The organism is Streptomyces sp. NBC_00236, from assembly GCF_036195045.1.
Taxonomy (GTDB): Bacteria; Actinomycetota; Actinomycetes; order Streptomycetales; family Streptomycetaceae; genus Streptomyces.
The window spans coordinates 5,818,777-5,834,209 of sequence record NZ_CP108100.1; the positions used below are offsets into that span (position 1 = coordinate 5,818,777).

The 15,433-nt window shown below is 70.4% G+C and carries 11 protein-coding genes and 1 tRNA gene; 10 read left to right on the plus strand and 2 right to left on the minus strand.

Annotated elements, in window-relative coordinates; translation table 11 throughout:
• Positions 1 to 259: 259 nt before the first annotated feature.
• Entirely contained in the window at positions 260 to 2,374 is a 2,115-nt protein-coding gene (locus OG446_RS26385) for a LamG domain-containing protein (RefSeq protein WP_328896360.1), read from the minus strand.
• Positions 2,375 to 2,776: 402 nt separating this feature from the next.
• Positions 2,777 to 2,848: transfer RNA gene (locus tag OG446_RS26390), tRNA-Arg, on the minus strand.
• 214 nt (positions 2,849 to 3,062) lie between these two features.
• On the opposite strand from OG446_RS26390, the gene OG446_RS26395 reads away from it, so the two are divergent.
• The 10 genes from OG446_RS26395 to prfA all read left to right on the plus strand — a co-directional run bounded on the left by OG446_RS26395 (position 3,063) and on the right by prfA (position 15,404).
• Complete coding sequence (locus OG446_RS26395) at positions 3,063 to 3,476, plus strand: response regulator (RefSeq protein ID WP_024490816.1); 414 nt, start codon at positions 3,063 to 3,065, stop codon at positions 3,474 to 3,476.
• Between the two features lie 55 nt (positions 3,477 to 3,531).
• Positions 3,532 to 4,590: an ArgS-related anticodon-binding protein NrtL gene (nrtL, locus tag OG446_RS26400; RefSeq protein WP_328896361.1), complete on the plus strand. Its 1,059-nt coding sequence runs from the start codon at positions 3,532 to 3,534 to the stop codon at positions 4,588 to 4,590.
• A 21-nt stretch (positions 4,591 to 4,611) separates the two neighbouring features.
• Positions 4,612 to 6,003, plus strand: a complete 1,392-nt coding sequence (lysA, locus tag OG446_RS26405) for a diaminopimelate decarboxylase (protein WP_328896362.1) — start codon at positions 4,612 to 4,614, stop codon at positions 6,001 to 6,003.
• Positions 6,004 to 6,127: 124 nt separating this feature from the next.
• Positions 6,128 to 7,459 carry a homoserine dehydrogenase gene (locus OG446_RS26410; RefSeq protein ID WP_328896363.1) on the plus strand — a complete coding sequence of 444 codons (1,332 nt, stop codon included), beginning with the start codon at positions 6,128 to 6,130 and terminating at the stop codon, positions 7,457 to 7,459.
• A 6-nt stretch (positions 7,460 to 7,465) separates the two neighbouring features.
• Entirely contained in the window at positions 7,466 to 8,536 is a 1,071-nt protein-coding gene (gene thrC / locus OG446_RS26415; protein ID WP_328896364.1) for a threonine synthase, read from the plus strand.
• A gap of 456 nt (positions 8,537 to 8,992) precedes the next feature.
• A complete protein-coding gene (gene thrB, locus OG446_RS26420; protein ID WP_326657944.1) occupies positions 8,993 to 9,910 on the plus strand; it encodes a homoserine kinase in 918 nt (305 codons plus the stop codon).
• 387 nt (positions 9,911 to 10,297) lie between these two features.
• The gene (rho, locus tag OG446_RS26425) at positions 10,298 to 12,340 is read left to right on the plus strand and encodes a transcription termination factor Rho (protein ID WP_328896365.1); all 2,043 of its coding nucleotides are present in this window, start codon (positions 10,298 to 10,300) and stop codon (positions 12,338 to 12,340) included.
• A 357-nt stretch (positions 12,341 to 12,697) separates the two neighbouring features.
• Positions 12,698 to 13,798 carry an LCP family protein gene (locus OG446_RS26430; RefSeq protein ID WP_328896366.1) on the plus strand — a complete coding sequence of 367 codons (1,101 nt, stop codon included), beginning with the start codon at positions 12,698 to 12,700 and terminating at the stop codon, positions 13,796 to 13,798.
• Between the two features lie 154 nt (positions 13,799 to 13,952).
• The gene (gene rpmE, locus OG446_RS26435; RefSeq protein ID WP_326657941.1) at positions 13,953 to 14,177 is read left to right on the plus strand and encodes a 50S ribosomal protein L31; all 225 of its coding nucleotides are present in this window, start codon (positions 13,953 to 13,955) and stop codon (positions 14,175 to 14,177) included.
• Between the two features lie 150 nt (positions 14,178 to 14,327).
• Complete coding sequence (prfA, locus tag OG446_RS26440) at positions 14,328 to 15,404, plus strand: peptide chain release factor 1 (protein WP_219570455.1); 1,077 nt, start codon at positions 14,328 to 14,330, stop codon at positions 15,402 to 15,404.
• Positions 15,405 to 15,433: the final 29 nt, after the last annotated feature.

The window sequence follows — 15,433 nt, forward strand, 5'->3', positions numbered from 1 at the left end:
GGCCGGAGGTGATCGTCTGCCACGGGATCGCCGGAGCCAGGGTCGACCGGATCCGGAGCGGGGCGCAGGGCCGTCACCGAGGCCGTGCGCCGACTGGTGTGAGAGATGCGGCGGCGCCCCGGCGGGCGTCGGGGGCTGAGCTGCAACGACGATGGACCCGGACATGTTGTCCGGGTCCATCGTCGTTTCGGCGCGCAAGCTGCCGGGCCGTCGAGCCTCGATCCCTCGAATTCAGAAGGGACGGATCAGAACGGACGGATCAGCACAGGCATGGATTCGTACCCCGGCCCAGGCCGGATACGTCCTTGTCCCGCAGCGCACCGGAGTAGGCCTGCAATTCGTCCACATCACCGTGGAGGTACTCGCCCCACCCCTCGCCGGCTTCGGCCCGGCCGATCTGGAGGGCACCGGTACTGTGCCGGCCGTTGGGGAGGGTGGCGGTCGCTCCGGCGTTGGTGTAGCCGTCGAGGTAGAGCTTGATCGTGTCGGTCCCGTCGTCGTAGACCACGGCGAGACGATGACCCTGGCCCTCGCCGCCGTCCGCGCCCACGATGTGGGAGACCACCCTTTCGGGAGATCCGGCCTCGTCCTTCTCCGGCATCACGAGTTGCCAGGTGTACGTGGACGGCTCGTAGCGCACCTTGAACGCGTCGGTGTGCTCACCTGCCTGCGAGAGCACGGTCATGGGGTGGGCCGGCGCGGAGTCCGCGAGGCGCACGACGATGCCGAGGGTGAAGCTGTCGCCGGTGTCCACGACCGGCCCGTCGGTAGCGGCGTACCCGGCCTCGCCGTCCAGGCGCAGATGCCCGTCATCGACGAGCGGCGGCGGCACGTAGGTGCAGTCGGGGTCGATCTCCGGGATGCAGGAGTTGTCGGAGCCCCGGTAGATCGAGGCTCCCGTGCTGAGCCGCAGCGGCGCGCCGTCCGACTGCTCGGGGCTCGTGCCGTCCGTCGCGTCGTCCATCGACCAGTGACCGAGCAGCTCCGGCTTGCGCAGTGCCAGTTCGGAGGCCTCGCCCGGTACCACGACCCGGTCGTGGACCCGTACGTCGCCGATGTCACCGTGCCATCGGTCGCGGTAGCCGGTAGCGCCACGGGCTCGTCCGATCTGGAACGCGCCGGCCGCCTCCGCGGGAGTCGCCTCCGCCGCGGTGCCGACCTCGTGGCCGTTGACGTACAGCTGCGCGCGACCTGTCTCCGCGTCGTACAGCCCCAGCAGATGGGCCCACTCGCCCGTCTCGGGCGTACCCCCGGACACCCGTGCGCCCCCGATCGCGAACGACCATTCAGGGCCGGGGCCCCGGTTGCGCAGTCCGAGGCCGAAGCCGGGCTTCCCGGCCGCGTCCTGGCTGGCGACGGTCATGGACCGGCCGGTTTCGGCGGGCCGCGCCCAGGCGCTGACGGCGAAGGACCTGCGGATGTCGGTGGCCGGGGCGTCCGTGGTGAGGAAGCCGTGGCCACTGCCGTCGAGTCCGGCTGTGGCGGTGGTTCCGGTGCCCGCGGGCGCCGGGCCGCCGAAGGTCACGCCTGTGCCGGCACGGGCGACGGCGCCCGTCTCGGCAGAGGCCGTGCGGGAGCCCGCCGGGTCGTCCAGCTTCCACCGGGCGACAGGGGCACGCCCGTCCTGCACGTTGAAGTCGTACGACGAACTACCGCTGCTTCGGCCTGCCCGGTCGAGCGCGCGGACCGTCAGCCTCTTGGGACCTGCGGTGAGCGGCAGGTACGGAACGGTCACAGCCGCGCCCGGCCGCTCGGCGGAGACGGTTCCGTAAGGGCCACCCATGAAGTTGTACGTGTACGCCACCACGTCGTCCGAGGGTGAGTCCATGGTGAAGTGGCCGTAGACGCCCACCCCGTCCACCCAGAAGACGTCCTCCGGATTCGGGTATTCGGGGGAGCTGATCGCCGCCTTCTCGGGACTGACGTCGTCGTACACGAAGGAACAGACCGAGCCGTCGCCCTCGTCGCTCCACGCGGAGGCCGCCTCGCCGTCGTTCGCGCGGACGTGCCAGGAAACGACCGTGTTCGCCGGGACGTCGTCCGGCATCGTCCAGTAGAACTGCGTCCCCGACGACACGGTGATGGTGGTGTGGGTGCGACGCTGCTCAACCCCTGCCGCGTCCGTCCACCAGGCTTCGAACTCGCCCTTGACCGGGCTGGATTCGGAGGGCTGGTTGTCCTCTTCCGGGTCGTACAGCGTGGCACTGAGTCTGGGTGGCTCCGGGACGTACGGCGTGTCGTCGCCGGTGGCGCAGGCCTTGCCCTCCGACTGGAGGTCCTGGATCAGAGGTTGCTTCGGCGGCAGGTTGTCCACCGCGTACGCCGTACCGGCAGACGTGGCGAGCAGCGCCGCCGCGCAGCTCCCCACCACCATCCGTCTGTATCTGACCGTCCTTCCGAACCTGGTCAATGTCCCTCCCCTGTAAGCGTTTGAGCTCGTGGACCGCACCGAGCCGCATGAAGCTAACAGAGACGTCCGACAACGCGGACGAGGATTTCTCCTGGAGCGAGCGTGGGGGAGACCCCTCGGCTCGACGGCCACGGGCGGGTACGGCAGGAGGTCAGGCCGTTGCGCCATGATGGAGGAGGCCGCGGGGGATGGGGTGCGGGGACCGCCCAGTGGGCGCTCGGAGGTCATGAGGGACCGGCCCACTCGCCACTCACTCGCGATCAGTGGCGGACAAAGACAAAGAGCCGGACCCAGTGACACTGGGTCCGGCTCTTGAAGTCTGGCACTTCGCCTGTTCAGCGACTTGATCACGCTGTCCGGCGGAAGTGCCCCCGGCAGGATTCGAACCTGCGCACCCGGCTCCGGAGGCCGATGCTCTATCCCCTGAGCTACGGGGGCGTGTCGCTGTGCTGCTCTGCGACGAGTGAAACACTACCAGCTTCCGCCGGGTGCCCGTGAACAGGTATTTCCGCGTCGTCGCCGGGGTGGCGACACCCCGCCCCGGCCCTCGCACGCATATCCGGCCACCCGTCCGGGGGCGGAAGTGGGCAAAACCCGGACGCAGCCACTCCGCCCCGCCTACTCTCGAAGGGTGTCAGGGGCATGCGGCCGCGTGCTTGTTGTCGACGACAACAAGGTCATCCGGCAGTTGATCAGGGTCAATCTCGAGCTGGAGGGCTTCGAGGTCGTGACCGCGGCCGATGGTGTCGAGTGTCTGGATCTGGTGCATCGGGTCAGTCCCGACGTGATCACGCTCGACGTCGTGATGCCCCGGCTGGACGGACTGCAGACGGCCACCAGGCTGCGCTCCGACCCGCGCACCCGGCATCTGCCCGTGGCGATCATCAGCGCGTGCACGCCGTACGAGGTGGACAACGGGGTCGCGGCGGGCGTCGACGCCTTCCTGGCGAAGCCCTTCGAGCCGAGCGAGCTGGTGCGGGTCGTACGGCAGTTGATGGAGCGCGGGCGGCCGCCGGTGCTCGACGGCAGGCAGGGGGCCGGACGGGCGGAGAGCGCCGCCGGGTGACCGGATGGCGAAACGCGTTGGCGAAAGGCCCCCCTTTCTCCCATACGCTTGACCCGTGACCCCCGCCGATCTCTCCATGACCGTGCTGCGCGCCGTGCGCCGCGCGGTCGACGAGAACGCTTTGCGCGCGCCCGTGCCCGCGCGCGTGCGAGTGGAGAGGACACGGCCCGGGGGACGCGGTGACTACGCCAGCGCCGTCGCGCTCCAGCTGGCCGGGCCCGCCGCCCTGTCCGCGCGGGAAGTGGCCGAGATCCTGCGGGAACGGGTCGCCGGGGCGCCCGGTATCGGGCGGGTCGAGATCACCGGGCCCGGATTCCTGAACTTCACGCTCGACGCCTCCGCCGACGCGTACGGGGCGCTGCTGTCCCGGGTGCGCGAGCAGGGGCTGCGGTACGGGCACGGCGACGCACTCGCCGGGGACCCGCTGCGATTCAGCCACGCGCACGAGGTCCGGGCCGCGGTCACCGCCGACGCGGTGGGCAGGCTCGCACGGGCGCAGGGCGCGCGGGTGCACATCGGCTGCGACGGGGCACCCGACCCGGACTGGGCGCGGCTGGGCGTCACCGTGGAGGCCGGGGACCCCCTCCCCGCGGAGATACGGCCGGTCCCCGCAGGCGCCACCGCGGGGGAGCTGCTTCGCCGGCTCGGGCCCGACGCGACCCGCTGGGGGCTGCTGCGGCCCGCCGGGCACGACCGGGCGCCCCTCGGCGACGACCTCCTCGTCCAGGGCGAGGCCAACGCGCTGTTCCTGGTCCGCTACGCACACTCGCGCGTCCACGCGCTGACCCACGGTGCCGCACTCCTCGGTTTCGCGAGCGCCCCCGGCCGGGCGCCCACCGGTACGGGGGCGGACGCACTGCTCGCCCTCCTCGCCGACCACCCGGCCGCGCTGCTCGCCGCCGCACGCCACCGCGCTCCGGACCGGATCGCCCGGCACCTCGAAGCGGTCGCGCGCGCCCTCCTCGACTTCCACGACGCCGTCTCACCGCTTCCCGTCGGGGACGAGAAACCCTCGGCCGCCCACCGTTCCCGGCTCGCCCTTGCCGAGGCCGCCGGGACGGTGCTGGCCGGTGGCCTGTCCCTGCTCGGTATCAGCGCACCCCGACACCTCTGAGAGACCCGAGAGAGCATCACCATGAGCCGATCCGCACACCCCGCCGGGCCCCGTCACGCCGACGTCATGACGGAGGGCCACTACAGCGCCCCCGCCGAGGACCTCAACGTCCTGGACGAGAAGGTCTGGGCCCGCACGGTCACCCGGGACGAGCACGGCGCCCTGACCGTCGGCGGGATCGAAGTCGCCCGGCTGGCCGAGGAGTTCGGCACCCCTGCGTACTTCCTCGACGAGTCCGACTTCCGGGCCCGCTGCCGCGCGTGGTCCGACGCGTTCGGACCCGGCGCCGACGTCTTCTACGCCGGCAAGGCCTTCCTCTCCCGCGCCGTCGTGCGCTGGCTCCAGGAGGAGGGGCTCAACCTCGACGTCTGCTCGGGCGGCGAGCTGACCACCGCGCTGGACGCCGGCATGCCCGCCGCGCGCATCGCCTTCCACGGCAACAACAAGACCGTCGACGAGATCGAGCGGGCCGTCTCGGCCGGTGTCGGCCGGATCGTGCTCGACTCCTTCCAGGAGATCGTCCGCGTCGCCCACATCGCGCAGCGCCTCGGCAGGCGCCAGCCCGTGCAGATCCGCGTGACCGTCGGCGTCGAGGCGCACACCCACGAGTTCATCGCCACCGCGCACGAGGACCAGAAGTTCGGCATCGCGCTGGCCGACGGGCAGGCCGCCGAGGCCGTCCGCAGGGCCCTCACCCTCGACGGGCTCGAACTCATCGGCATCCACTCCCACATCGGCTCGCAGATCTTCGACATGGCCGGCTTCGAGGTCTCCGCCCGCCGCGTGGTGCAGCTGCTGGCCGAGGTGCGCGACGAGCACGGCATCGAACTGCCCGAGATCGACCTCGGCGGCGGCCTCGGCATCGCGTACACCTCCGACGACGACCCGCGCGAACCGCACGAGATCGCCAAGGCGCTCGGCGACATCGTGACCCGCGAGTGCGAGGCCAACGGTCTCGCCACCCCGCGGATCTCCGTCGAGCCCGGCCGCGCCATCGTCGGGCCCACGGCCTTCACGCTGTACGAGGTCGGCACCATCAAGCCCCTGGAGGGTCTGCGTACGTACGTCAGCGTCGACGGCGGGATGTCGGACAACATCCGCACCGCGCTGTACGACGCCGAGTACAGCGTCTCCCTCGTCTCGCGCACCTCGGACGCCGAGCCGATGCTCGTGCGGGTCGTCGGCAAGCACTGCGAGAGCGGTGACATCGTGGTCAAGGACGCGTTCCTGCCGTCCGACCTGGCTCCCGGCGACCTGATCGCGGTCCCCGCGACCGGCGCGTACTGCCGCTCCATGGCGAGCAACTACAACCACGCCCTGCGCCCGCCCGTCGTCGCCGTGCGCGACGGACAGGCACGAGTCATCGTCCGGCGCGAAACGGAGGAAGATCTTCTGCGTCTCGACGTGGGCTGATGCTTTATTCCTGGGGAACACCCCGGGATCTCACCAAACATCTCAGGATCCGGACGGGTGGCGGAAACCCCCGTCCGGTGAGTGAGACTGGTTCACACACCAGATGTAAAGGAAACGAGGTCGGATGATGCGTACGCGTCCGCTGAAGGTGGCGCTGCTGGGCTGTGGAGTGGTCGGCTCAGAGGTGGCCCGCATCATGACGACGCACGCCGACGACCTCGCCGCGCGCATCGGCGCACCGGTGGAGCTCGCCGGTGTCGCCGTGCGCCGGCCCTCCAAGGTCCGCGAGGGCATCGACCCCGCGCTGATCACGACCGACGCGACGGCCCTGGTCAAACGGGGCGACATCGACGTCGTCATCGAGGTCATCGGGGGCATCGAGCCGGCCCGCACGCTCATCACCACCGCCTTCGAGCACGGCGCGAGCGTCGTCTCCGCCAACAAGGCACTGCTCGCCGAGGACGGCGCCGCCCTGCACGCCGCCGCCGAGCAGCACGGCCGGGACCTCTACTACGAGGCCGCCGTGGCCGGCGCCATTCCGCTCGTACGACCGCTGCGCGAGTCCCTCGCCGGCGACAAGGTCAACCGGGTCCTCGGCATCGTCAACGGCACCACGAACTTCATCCTCGACAAGATGGACACGAGTGGCGCCGGATACTCCGAGGCGCTCGACGAGGCCACCGCCCTCGGTTACGCCGAGGCGGACCCGACCGCCGACGTCGAGGGCTTCGACGCCGCCGCCAAGGCCGCGATCCTCGCCGGAATCGCCTTCCACACCCGGGTGAGGATCGGCGACGTGCACCGCGAGGGCATCACCGAGGTCACCGCCGCGGACATCGCCTCCGCCCGCCGCATGGGCTGCACCGTCAAGCTCCTCGCCATCTGCGAGCGGGCCGCCGACGGGCAGTCGGTCACGGCCCGCGTGCACCCCGCGATGATCCCGCTCAGCCACCCCCTGGCCTCCGTCCGCGAGGCGTACAACGCGGTGTTCGTCGAGGCCGAGGCCGCCGGGCAGTTGATGTTCTACGGCCCCGGCGCCGGTGGCGCACCGACCGCCTCCGCGGTCCTCGGCGACCTCGTCGCGGTCTGCCGCAACAAACTCAACGAGGCCCCCGGGCCCGGAGAGTCCGCGTACACGCGTCTGCCGGTGAGCCCCATGGGCGACGTCGTCACGCGGTACCACATCAGCCTCGACGTGGCCGACAAGCCTGGCGTACTCGCCCAGGTCGCGACGGTCTTCGCCGAGCAGGGCGTATCGATCGATACGGTCCGCCAGAAAAGCCGGAATTCGAGCAGCGGCGACGAGGCCGGCATCGAACAGGGCGGCGGCGAGGCCTCCCTCGTCGTCGTCACCCACCGCGCGCCCGACGCCGCCCTTTCCGGGACCGTCGAGGCGCTGCGCAAGCTCGACACCGTGCGCGGTGTCGCCAGCATCATGCGTGTTGAAGGGGAGTAAGGACCCATGACCACCAAGGGCACCCACCAGTGGCGCGGCATCATCGAGGAGTACCGGGACCGTCTTCCGGTCACGAGCACGACGCCCGTCGTCACGCTCCGTGAGGGCAGTACGCCGCTCGTTCCCGCTCAGGTCCTCTCCGAGCGCACGGGCTGCGAGGTGCACCTCAAGGTCGAGGGCGCCAACCCCACCGGGTCCTTCAAGGACCGCGGTATGACGATGGCCATCACCCGGGCCAAGGAGGAGGGTGCGCAGGCCGTCATCTGCGCCTCCACCGGCAACACCTCCGCCTCCGCCGCCGCGTACGCGGTACGGGCCGGAATGGTCTGCGCCGTCCTCGTGCCCCAGGGCAAGATCGCACTCGGCAAGATGGGCCAGGCGCTCGTCCACGGCGCCAAGATCCTCCAGGTCGACGGAAACTTCGACGACTGCCTGACGCTGGCCCGCCAGCTCTCGGACAACTACCCCGTGGCGCTGGTCAATTCGGTCAACCCGGTGCGTATCGAGGGCCAGAAGACCGCCGCCTTCGAGATCGTCGACGCGCTCGGCGACGCCCCGGACATCCATGTCCTCCCGGTCGGCAACGCGGGCAACATCACCGCGTACTGGAAGGGATACACGGAGTACGCCGGGGACGGCCTGTCCACGCACAAGCCGCGGATGTGGGGCTTCCAGGCCTCCGGCTCCGCTCCCATCGTGCGCGGCGAGATCGTCAAGGACCCCTCGACGATCGCCACCGCGATCCGGATCGGCAACCCGGCCTCCTGGCAGTTCGCGCTCAACGCGCGGGACGAGTCGGGCGGCTTCATCGACGAGGTGACGGACCGCCAGATCCTGTCGGCCTACCGACTGTTGGCCTCGCAGGAGGGCGTCTTCGTGGAGCCCGCGTCGGCCGCGTCCGTCGCCGGTCTGCTCAAGGCCGCCGAAGAGGGCAAGGTCGACCCCGGCCAGAAGATCGTCTGCACCGTCACCGGCAACGGTCTGAAGGACCCGGACTGGGCCGTCGCCGGCGCCCCCCAGCCGGTCACCGTCCCGGTCGACGCGGTCACCGCCGCCGAGAAGCTGGGCCTCGCGTAGCCGTACCCCGCCACAGGGCGGCCGCACCCCCGGACCGGACGACGGACCCCGGGTGCGGCCGTGGCAACGGCTCATCAGAAAGCCAGCTCAAACGCCTCTTTTAGGGGCAGAGAGCGCATCGAAGGGGTGCGACACGCATCGTGCGCCTCCTGTGCGCCCTATGTCGCGACAGAACCTTCCTTCGATAAGCTGTACCCAACCCGCCCCGCCGTATGAGCCGGGGTGCTCGGGCCGTTGCGGCCGTCGGTTCACTCCCGGGATCAGGGCCGTACCCGCCGCAAGCGTCCGGAAGAATCCCCACCCCGGAAATCCCCGAACCCCGCAGAATCCCGAAGAGCAGCACAGAAGCAGAACGAAGAGCCGCACAGAAGCAGAACCCGAAGAGCCGCGAGAGCCCCGAAAGACCCCGCAGCTCCTCGCATTCCCCGCCGCCTCACAAGGAGAGTCGTCAGAGCGATGGCCGGTCCCGCCTTCCGAGCCGCCGCCGTCCGGGTGCGCGTCCCCGCGACCAGCGCCAACCTGGGCCCGGGTTTCGACGCCCTCGGCCTGTCGCTGGGCCTCTACGACGACGTGGTCGTCCGGGTCGCCGACTCCGGGCTGCACATCGACATCGCCGGAGAGGGCGCGGACACGCTGCCCCGCGACGAGAAGCACCTGCTCGTACGCTCCCTGCGCACGGCCTTCGACCTGCTCGGCGGACAGCCCCGCGGGCTGGAGATCGTCTGCGCCAACCGCATTCCGCACGGCCGCGGCCTCGGCTCCTCCTCCGCCGCCATCTGCGCCGGCATCGTCGCCGCCCGCGCCGTGACGACCGGCGGTGACGCCCGGCTCGACGACGCGGCCCTGCTGGAGCTCGCCACCGAGATCGAGGGTCACCCCGACAACGTCGCGGCCTGCCTGCTGGGCGGATTCACGCTCGCGTGGATGGACGGCGGATCGGCCCGCGCCATCAGGATGGATCCCGCAGATTCCATCGTTCCGGTGGTTTTCGTTCCCGGCAAGCCGGTGCTCACCGAGACCGCCCGCGGACTGCTGCCGCGTACCGTCCCGCACGTCGACGCCGCCTTCAACGCCGGCCGCGCCGCGCTGCTCGTCGAGGCCCTGACCAGGCGCCCCGAGCTGCTGCTCACGGCCACCGAGGACCGGCTGCACCAGGAGTACCGCGCACCGGCGATGCCGCAGAGCGTGGAACTCGTCAACCGGCTGCGCGCCGACGGCGTACCCGCGGTGATCTCCGGTGCCGGGCCGACCGTGCTGGCGCTGGCCGAGGACGGTGCGGCCGACAAGGTCGCACGGCTGGCGGGCGAGGGATGGGCGGCCAACCGGCTCGCTCTCGACGCCCAGGGTGCGAGCGTGCTGCCGCTCGCGCCTTAGCGAGAAGTGATTGCCGGTGAGTGAGAGGGGGAATGTTTGTTGGAGCCGGTAGTGTTAACCTCAAGTCTGCAATCGACGTCTATGTGGCGCGTTGCTTCGTGTCCCTTTCCGGGACCACCTTTTCTTCCGGGAGCCTCCCCAACTGCCTGAGCAGCCTGCCTGAGCAGTTTCGAGCACGCTCCGGAACCGGCACGACACCCCTCGCTTGTCCAGGAGTGGGCCGAGCAGGGGGATGCTCGCGCCGGGCCCATTGCACACCTTCATCTCTCCGCCGTACCTATCCGGCGGACCACCGCCCCGGCACGGTCCGCACCGAAGACCGCAGTCGGACAGCACAACCGGTCGCCGAGCCAGAAGGCCGACGTCCGCTCCAGGGAAGGACCCTTCGTGAGCGACACCACCGATCTGATGGGCGTGACTGCCGACAAGAGCGTCGACAGTGCCGCGCCTGCCGAAGGTGCTGCCACTGGCACCACCGCACGGCGCCGCCGCTCCGGCACCGGCCTTGACGGCATGGTCCTGGCCGAGCTGCAGCAGGTCGCGTCCGGCCTCGGGATCAAGGGCACTGCGCGGATGCGCAAGAGCCAGCTGATCGAGGTCATCAAGGAGACCCAGGCCGGCGGCTCCTCCGCGCCCAAGGCCAAGGCCGCCGCGGCCCCCGCCGAAGAGGCGGAGACCAAGCCGAAGCGCCGGGCCACCTCCAAGGCGCGCACCGGCGCCGGGGACGAGACCCCGGCCGCCGCACCCGCCGAGAAGGCCACCGCCCAGCAGCAGATCGACATCCCCGGTCAGCCGGCCAGTGACGACCAGCCCACGGGCGAGCGTCGTCGGCGGCGTGCGACCGCGCAGGCGGGCAGCCCGGACACCAAGGCGCAGGCCAAGGACCGCACGCAGGACGAGCCGAAGCACGAGGCCCCTGCCGAGGACCGTTCCGAGTCCAAGGCCGAAGCCGCCGCGGACAACGCCGAAGGCCGTCGTGGCGACCGCCAGGACCGCGGCCAGCGCGGTGAGCGGGGCGAACGCGGCGAGCGCCGTGAGCGTCAGCGCGACCGTCGCGGCAAGGGCGACGAACAGGGCGGCGGCCAGGGCGGCCAGCGTCAGCGTCAGGGCGGCCAGGGCGGTCAGGGCGGCGGCCAGGGCCAGAACCAGGGCCAGCAGGGCGGCGGCGGACCGCAGGACGACTTCGACGACGAGGGCGGCCGTCGTGGCCGCCGGGGCCGCTACCGCGACCGCCGCGGCCGTCGTGGCCGCGACGACTTCGCGAGCGACGCACCGCCGGTCACCGACGACGACGTCCTGATCCCCGTCGCGGGCATCCTGGACATCCTCGACAACTACGCGTTCATCCGGACCTCCGGCTACCTGCCGGGCCCGAACGACGTGTACGTCTCGCTCGCCCAGGTCCGCAAGAACGGCCTGCGCAAGGGTGACCACGTCACCGGTGCCGTGCGCCAGCCCAAGGACGGCGAGCGCCGCGAGAAGTTCAACGCGCTGGTCCGCCTCGACTCGGTCAACGGCATGGCGCCCGAAACCGGCCGCGGCCGCCCGGAGTTCCAGAAGCTGACGCCGCTCTACCCGCAGGACCGGCTCCGTCTGGAGACCGACTCCAACATCCTGACGACGCGGATCATCGACCTGGTCGCGCCCATCGGCAAGGGCCAGCGAGGCCTGATCGTGGCCCCGCCGAAGACCGGTAAGACCATGATCCTCCAGGCGATCGCCAACGCGATCACGGTCAACAGCCCCGAGTGCCACCTGATGGTCGTCCTGGTCGACGAGCGTCCGGAAGAGGTCACCGACATGCAGCGGTCGGTGAAGGGCGAGGTCATCTCCTCGACCTTCGACCGTCCGGCCGAGGACCACACCACCGTCGCCGAGCTGGCCATCGAGCGCGCCAAGCGTCTCGTCGAGCTGGGCCACGACGTGGTCGTCCTGCTGGACTCGATCACCCGTCTGGGACGCGCGTACAACCTCGCCGCCCCGGCCTCCGGACGCATCCTGTCCGGTGGTGTCGACTCGACCGCGCTCTACCCGCCGAAGCGCTTCTTCGGTGCGGCGCGCAACATCGAGGACGGCGGCTCGCTGACCATCCTGGCCACCGCGCTCGTCGAGACCGGCTCGCGCATGGACGAGGTGATCTTCGAGGAGTTCAAGGGCACCGGCAACATGGAGCTCAAGCTCGACCGCAAGCTCTCCGACAAGCGCATCTTCCCGGCGGTGGACGTCGACGCGTCCAGCACCCGTAAGGAAGAAATCCTGCTCGGCAGTGACGAGTTGGCGATTGTCTGGAAGCTGCGCCGGGTGCTCCACGCGCTGGACCAGCAGCAGGCGATCGAGCTCCTCCTGGACCGGATGAAGAAGACCCAGTCCAACGCGGAGTTCCTGCTCCAGATCCAGAAGACGACGCCGGCCCCGGGCAACAACGACTAGTCGTAGCCCGTCGGCAGTGCACAGGGCCGCCCCCGCCACTTCGGTGCCGGGGGCGGCCCTGTGCCGTTGCCGCCCCGAGACCTTCGCCACACGGCCGGTGGGCCCCACGGCCACGTCCCGTTGCCTGTAGCAGGCAAGAAACCGCAGGTGAGCGCCGGGTGACCGGCTGTTCCCGCACTCCGTGAGCCGGCCCCGGGCCCGCCCGGAGGTCACAGAAGCCTGTGCAACCCTTCTTGTCGCCGCCGCGTCGTGACCAAGAGCGACACCACGTGTGACGCCCTGGGCGACAAAGCGGCATACAGACCCGCACACCATCGCAGGGGGTAGCCGGGAGCCGGCCGAGCAACGAGGAGACGGATGAGCGACCAGAGCGGGAGCAGCAGCCGAATACGGGCCACCGGCAAGCGCCGGAGGAAGCCGTCCCGCCGCCGCAGGGCGACCGTCATAGCCGCGTGGAGCCTGGCCGGCCTCGTCGTCGTCGGCGGATCCGGTCTCGGCTACGCCTACTTCCACCTCAACGGCAATCTCAAGGCCGTCGACATCAACAACGCGCTGGGCAAGGACCGCCCCGACAACGTCGACAACGGCTCCGAGGACATCCTCGTGCTCGGTTCGGACTCCCGTTCCGGCGCCAACGCGCAGTACGGCGAGGACCAGGGCGGCGCCCGCTCGGACACCGCGATGGTCGTGCACGTCAACAAGGGCCACAGGACGGCGAGCGTCGTCTCCATCCCGCGCGACACCCTCGTCACCCGGCCCGAGTGCACCGGCGACGAGAGCGGACAGGCCGTCGCCGGGGAGCAGCGGGCGATGTTCAACACGGCGTACGAGGTCGGCGGACCGGCCTGCGCGGTCAAAACCGTCGAGTCGATGTCCGGGATCCGCATGGACCACTACATCGAGGTGGACTTCACCGGCTTCAAGCACCTGATCGACAAGCTCGGCGGCGTCGAGATCACCACCAAGCAGGCGATCAACGACTCCAAGAGCCATCTGAACCTCGAACCCGGCACCCACACGCTCGACGGCGAACAGTCGCTCGGCCTCGTCCGCACCCGCAAGAGCGTCGGCGACGGCAGCGACCTCGGCCGCATCCAGCTCCAGCAGGCGTTCATCAAGGCGCTGATGAAACAGGCCAAGAGCGTGGGCATCCTCAACGGCACCAAGCTGTACGGCATCGCGGACACCGCGACCAAGGCCATCACCACCGACTCCGACCTCGGCTCGGTCAAGGAACTCGCGTCCTTCGCGAGCGGCCTCAAGGGGCTCGGCTCGGACGACGTCCACATGGTGACCCTGCCCGTCGAGTACGACCCGGCCGACCCGAACCGCGTCATCCCGCAGGAGGAGGCCGGCAAGCAGGTGTGGCAGGCGCTCCTCAACGACCGGCCGATCCCCGCCTCCGCCACCGAGAAGTCGGCGGGCGACAAGGGCGACGCGGGGCAGATCGTGCAGTGACGAACCCACCCGCGACCGGCAACGGGAATAGCACGCGGCCGACCCTCGTTTTGGGAGATACGGCCAGTCCTGGCAGACTGGTACGTCGGCCCCGGTTCACGGACGCGCAATCCGCGCGTACGACCCGGCGCCCTCCCGAACCTAGGAGAAACCCTTGAAGCGCGACATTCACCCCCAGTACGTCGAGACGCAGGTCAGCTGCACCTGTGGCGCGTCGTTCACCACCCGGTCGACCCTGGACAACGGCGCCATCCGTGCCGACGTCTGCTCCGAGTGCCACCCGTTCTACACGGGCAAGCAGAAGATCCTCGACACCGGTGGCCGCGTGGCCCGCTTCGAGGCCCGCTTCGGCAAGGCCGCCGGCTCCGCCAGCAAGTAGCGAGCCACTGCGCCGGTCCTTGGCGCCCTCTTCCCGGGGGCGTCGGGACCGGCGTTTTTTTCCGGCCGGGACGACGGCGAGTCCGTATCCCGCCCGGCAGGCAACCGCCGGCCGGCAGGCACGACGATCGTAGAAACCAGGAGCCCGAAGATGTTCGAGGCGGTCGAGGAACTGATCGGCGAACAGTCCGATCTCGAGAAGAAGCTCGCGGACCCGTCGGTCCACGCCGACCAGGCCAACGCGCGCAAGCTCAACAAGCGCTACGCCGAGCTGACCCCGATCGTCGCCACGTACCGCTCCTGGAAGCAGACCGGTGACGACATCGTGACGGCCCGCGAGTTCGCCGCCGACGACCCCGACTTCGCCGCCGAGGTCAAGGACCTCGAGAAGGAGCGCGAGGAGCTCACCGAGAAGCTCCGCCTCCTGCTCGTACCCCGTGACCCCAGTGACGACAAGGACGTGCTCCTGGAGATCAAGGCGGGCGCGGGCGGCGACGAGTCCGCTCTGTTCGCCGGCGACCTGCTGCGCATGTACCTGCGCTACGCCGAGCGCGTGGGCTGGAAGACCGAGATCATCGACTCCACCGAGTCCGAGCTCGGCGGCTACAAGGACGTCCAGGTCGCCGTGAAGACCAAGGGCGGCAACGGGGCCACCGAGCCGGGCCAGGGCGTCTGGGCCCGGATGAAGTACGAGGGCGGCGTGCACCGTGTGCAGCGCGTGCCCTCCACCGAGTCCCAGGGCCGCATCCACACCTCCGCGGCCGGTGTGCTCGTCACGCCCGAGGCCGAGGAGGTCGACGTCGAGATCCACGCCAACGATCTCCGTATCGACGTGTACCGCTCCTCCGGCCCCGGCGGCCAGTCCGTCAACACCACGGACTCCGCGGTCCGCATCACGCACCTGCCCACCGGTGTCGTCGCCTCCTGCCAGAACGAGAAGAGCCAGCTCCAGAACAAGGAGCAGGCCATGCGTATCCTGCGGTCGAGGCTTCTCGCCGCGGCCCAGGAAGCCGCCGAGCAGGAAGCGTCCGACGTACGCCGCAGCCAGGTGCGTACCGTCGACCGGTCCGAGAAGATCCGTACCTACAACTTCCCGGAAAACCGCATCTCGGACCACCGCGTCGGCTTCAAGGCGTACAACTTGGACCAGGTGCTCGACGGGGACCTGGACGCCGTGATCCAGGCCTGTGTCGACGCCGACTCCGCAGCCAAGCTCGCCGCCGCGTAACGGTCGCCCTGAGTCCCGAGCCCCACCGC

Bases quoted from the DNA above. Each gene is read 5' to 3' on its own strand.
- OG446_RS26385 (WP_328896360.1), bottom strand. From the start codon at position 2,374: ATGGTGGTGGGGAGCTGCGCGGCGGCGCTGCTCGCCACGTCTGCCGGT.
- lysA (WP_328896362.1), top strand. From the start codon at position 4,612: ATGAGCCGATCCGCACACCCCGCCGGGCCCCGTCACGCCGACGTCATG.
- OG446_RS26410 (WP_328896363.1), top strand. From the start codon at position 6,128: ATGATGCGTACGCGTCCGCTGAAGGTGGCGCTGCTGGGCTGTGGAGTG.
- thrC (WP_328896364.1), top strand. From the start codon at position 7,466: ATGACCACCAAGGGCACCCACCAGTGGCGCGGCATCATCGAGGAGTAC.
- thrB (WP_326657944.1), top strand. From the start codon at position 8,993: ATGGCCGGTCCCGCCTTCCGAGCCGCCGCCGTCCGGGTGCGCGTCCCC.
- OG446_RS26430 (WP_328896366.1), top strand. From the start codon at position 12,698: ATGAGCGACCAGAGCGGGAGCAGCAGCCGAATACGGGCCACCGGCAAG.
- prfA (WP_219570455.1), top strand. From the start codon at position 14,328: ATGTTCGAGGCGGTCGAGGAACTGATCGGCGAACAGTCCGATCTCGAG.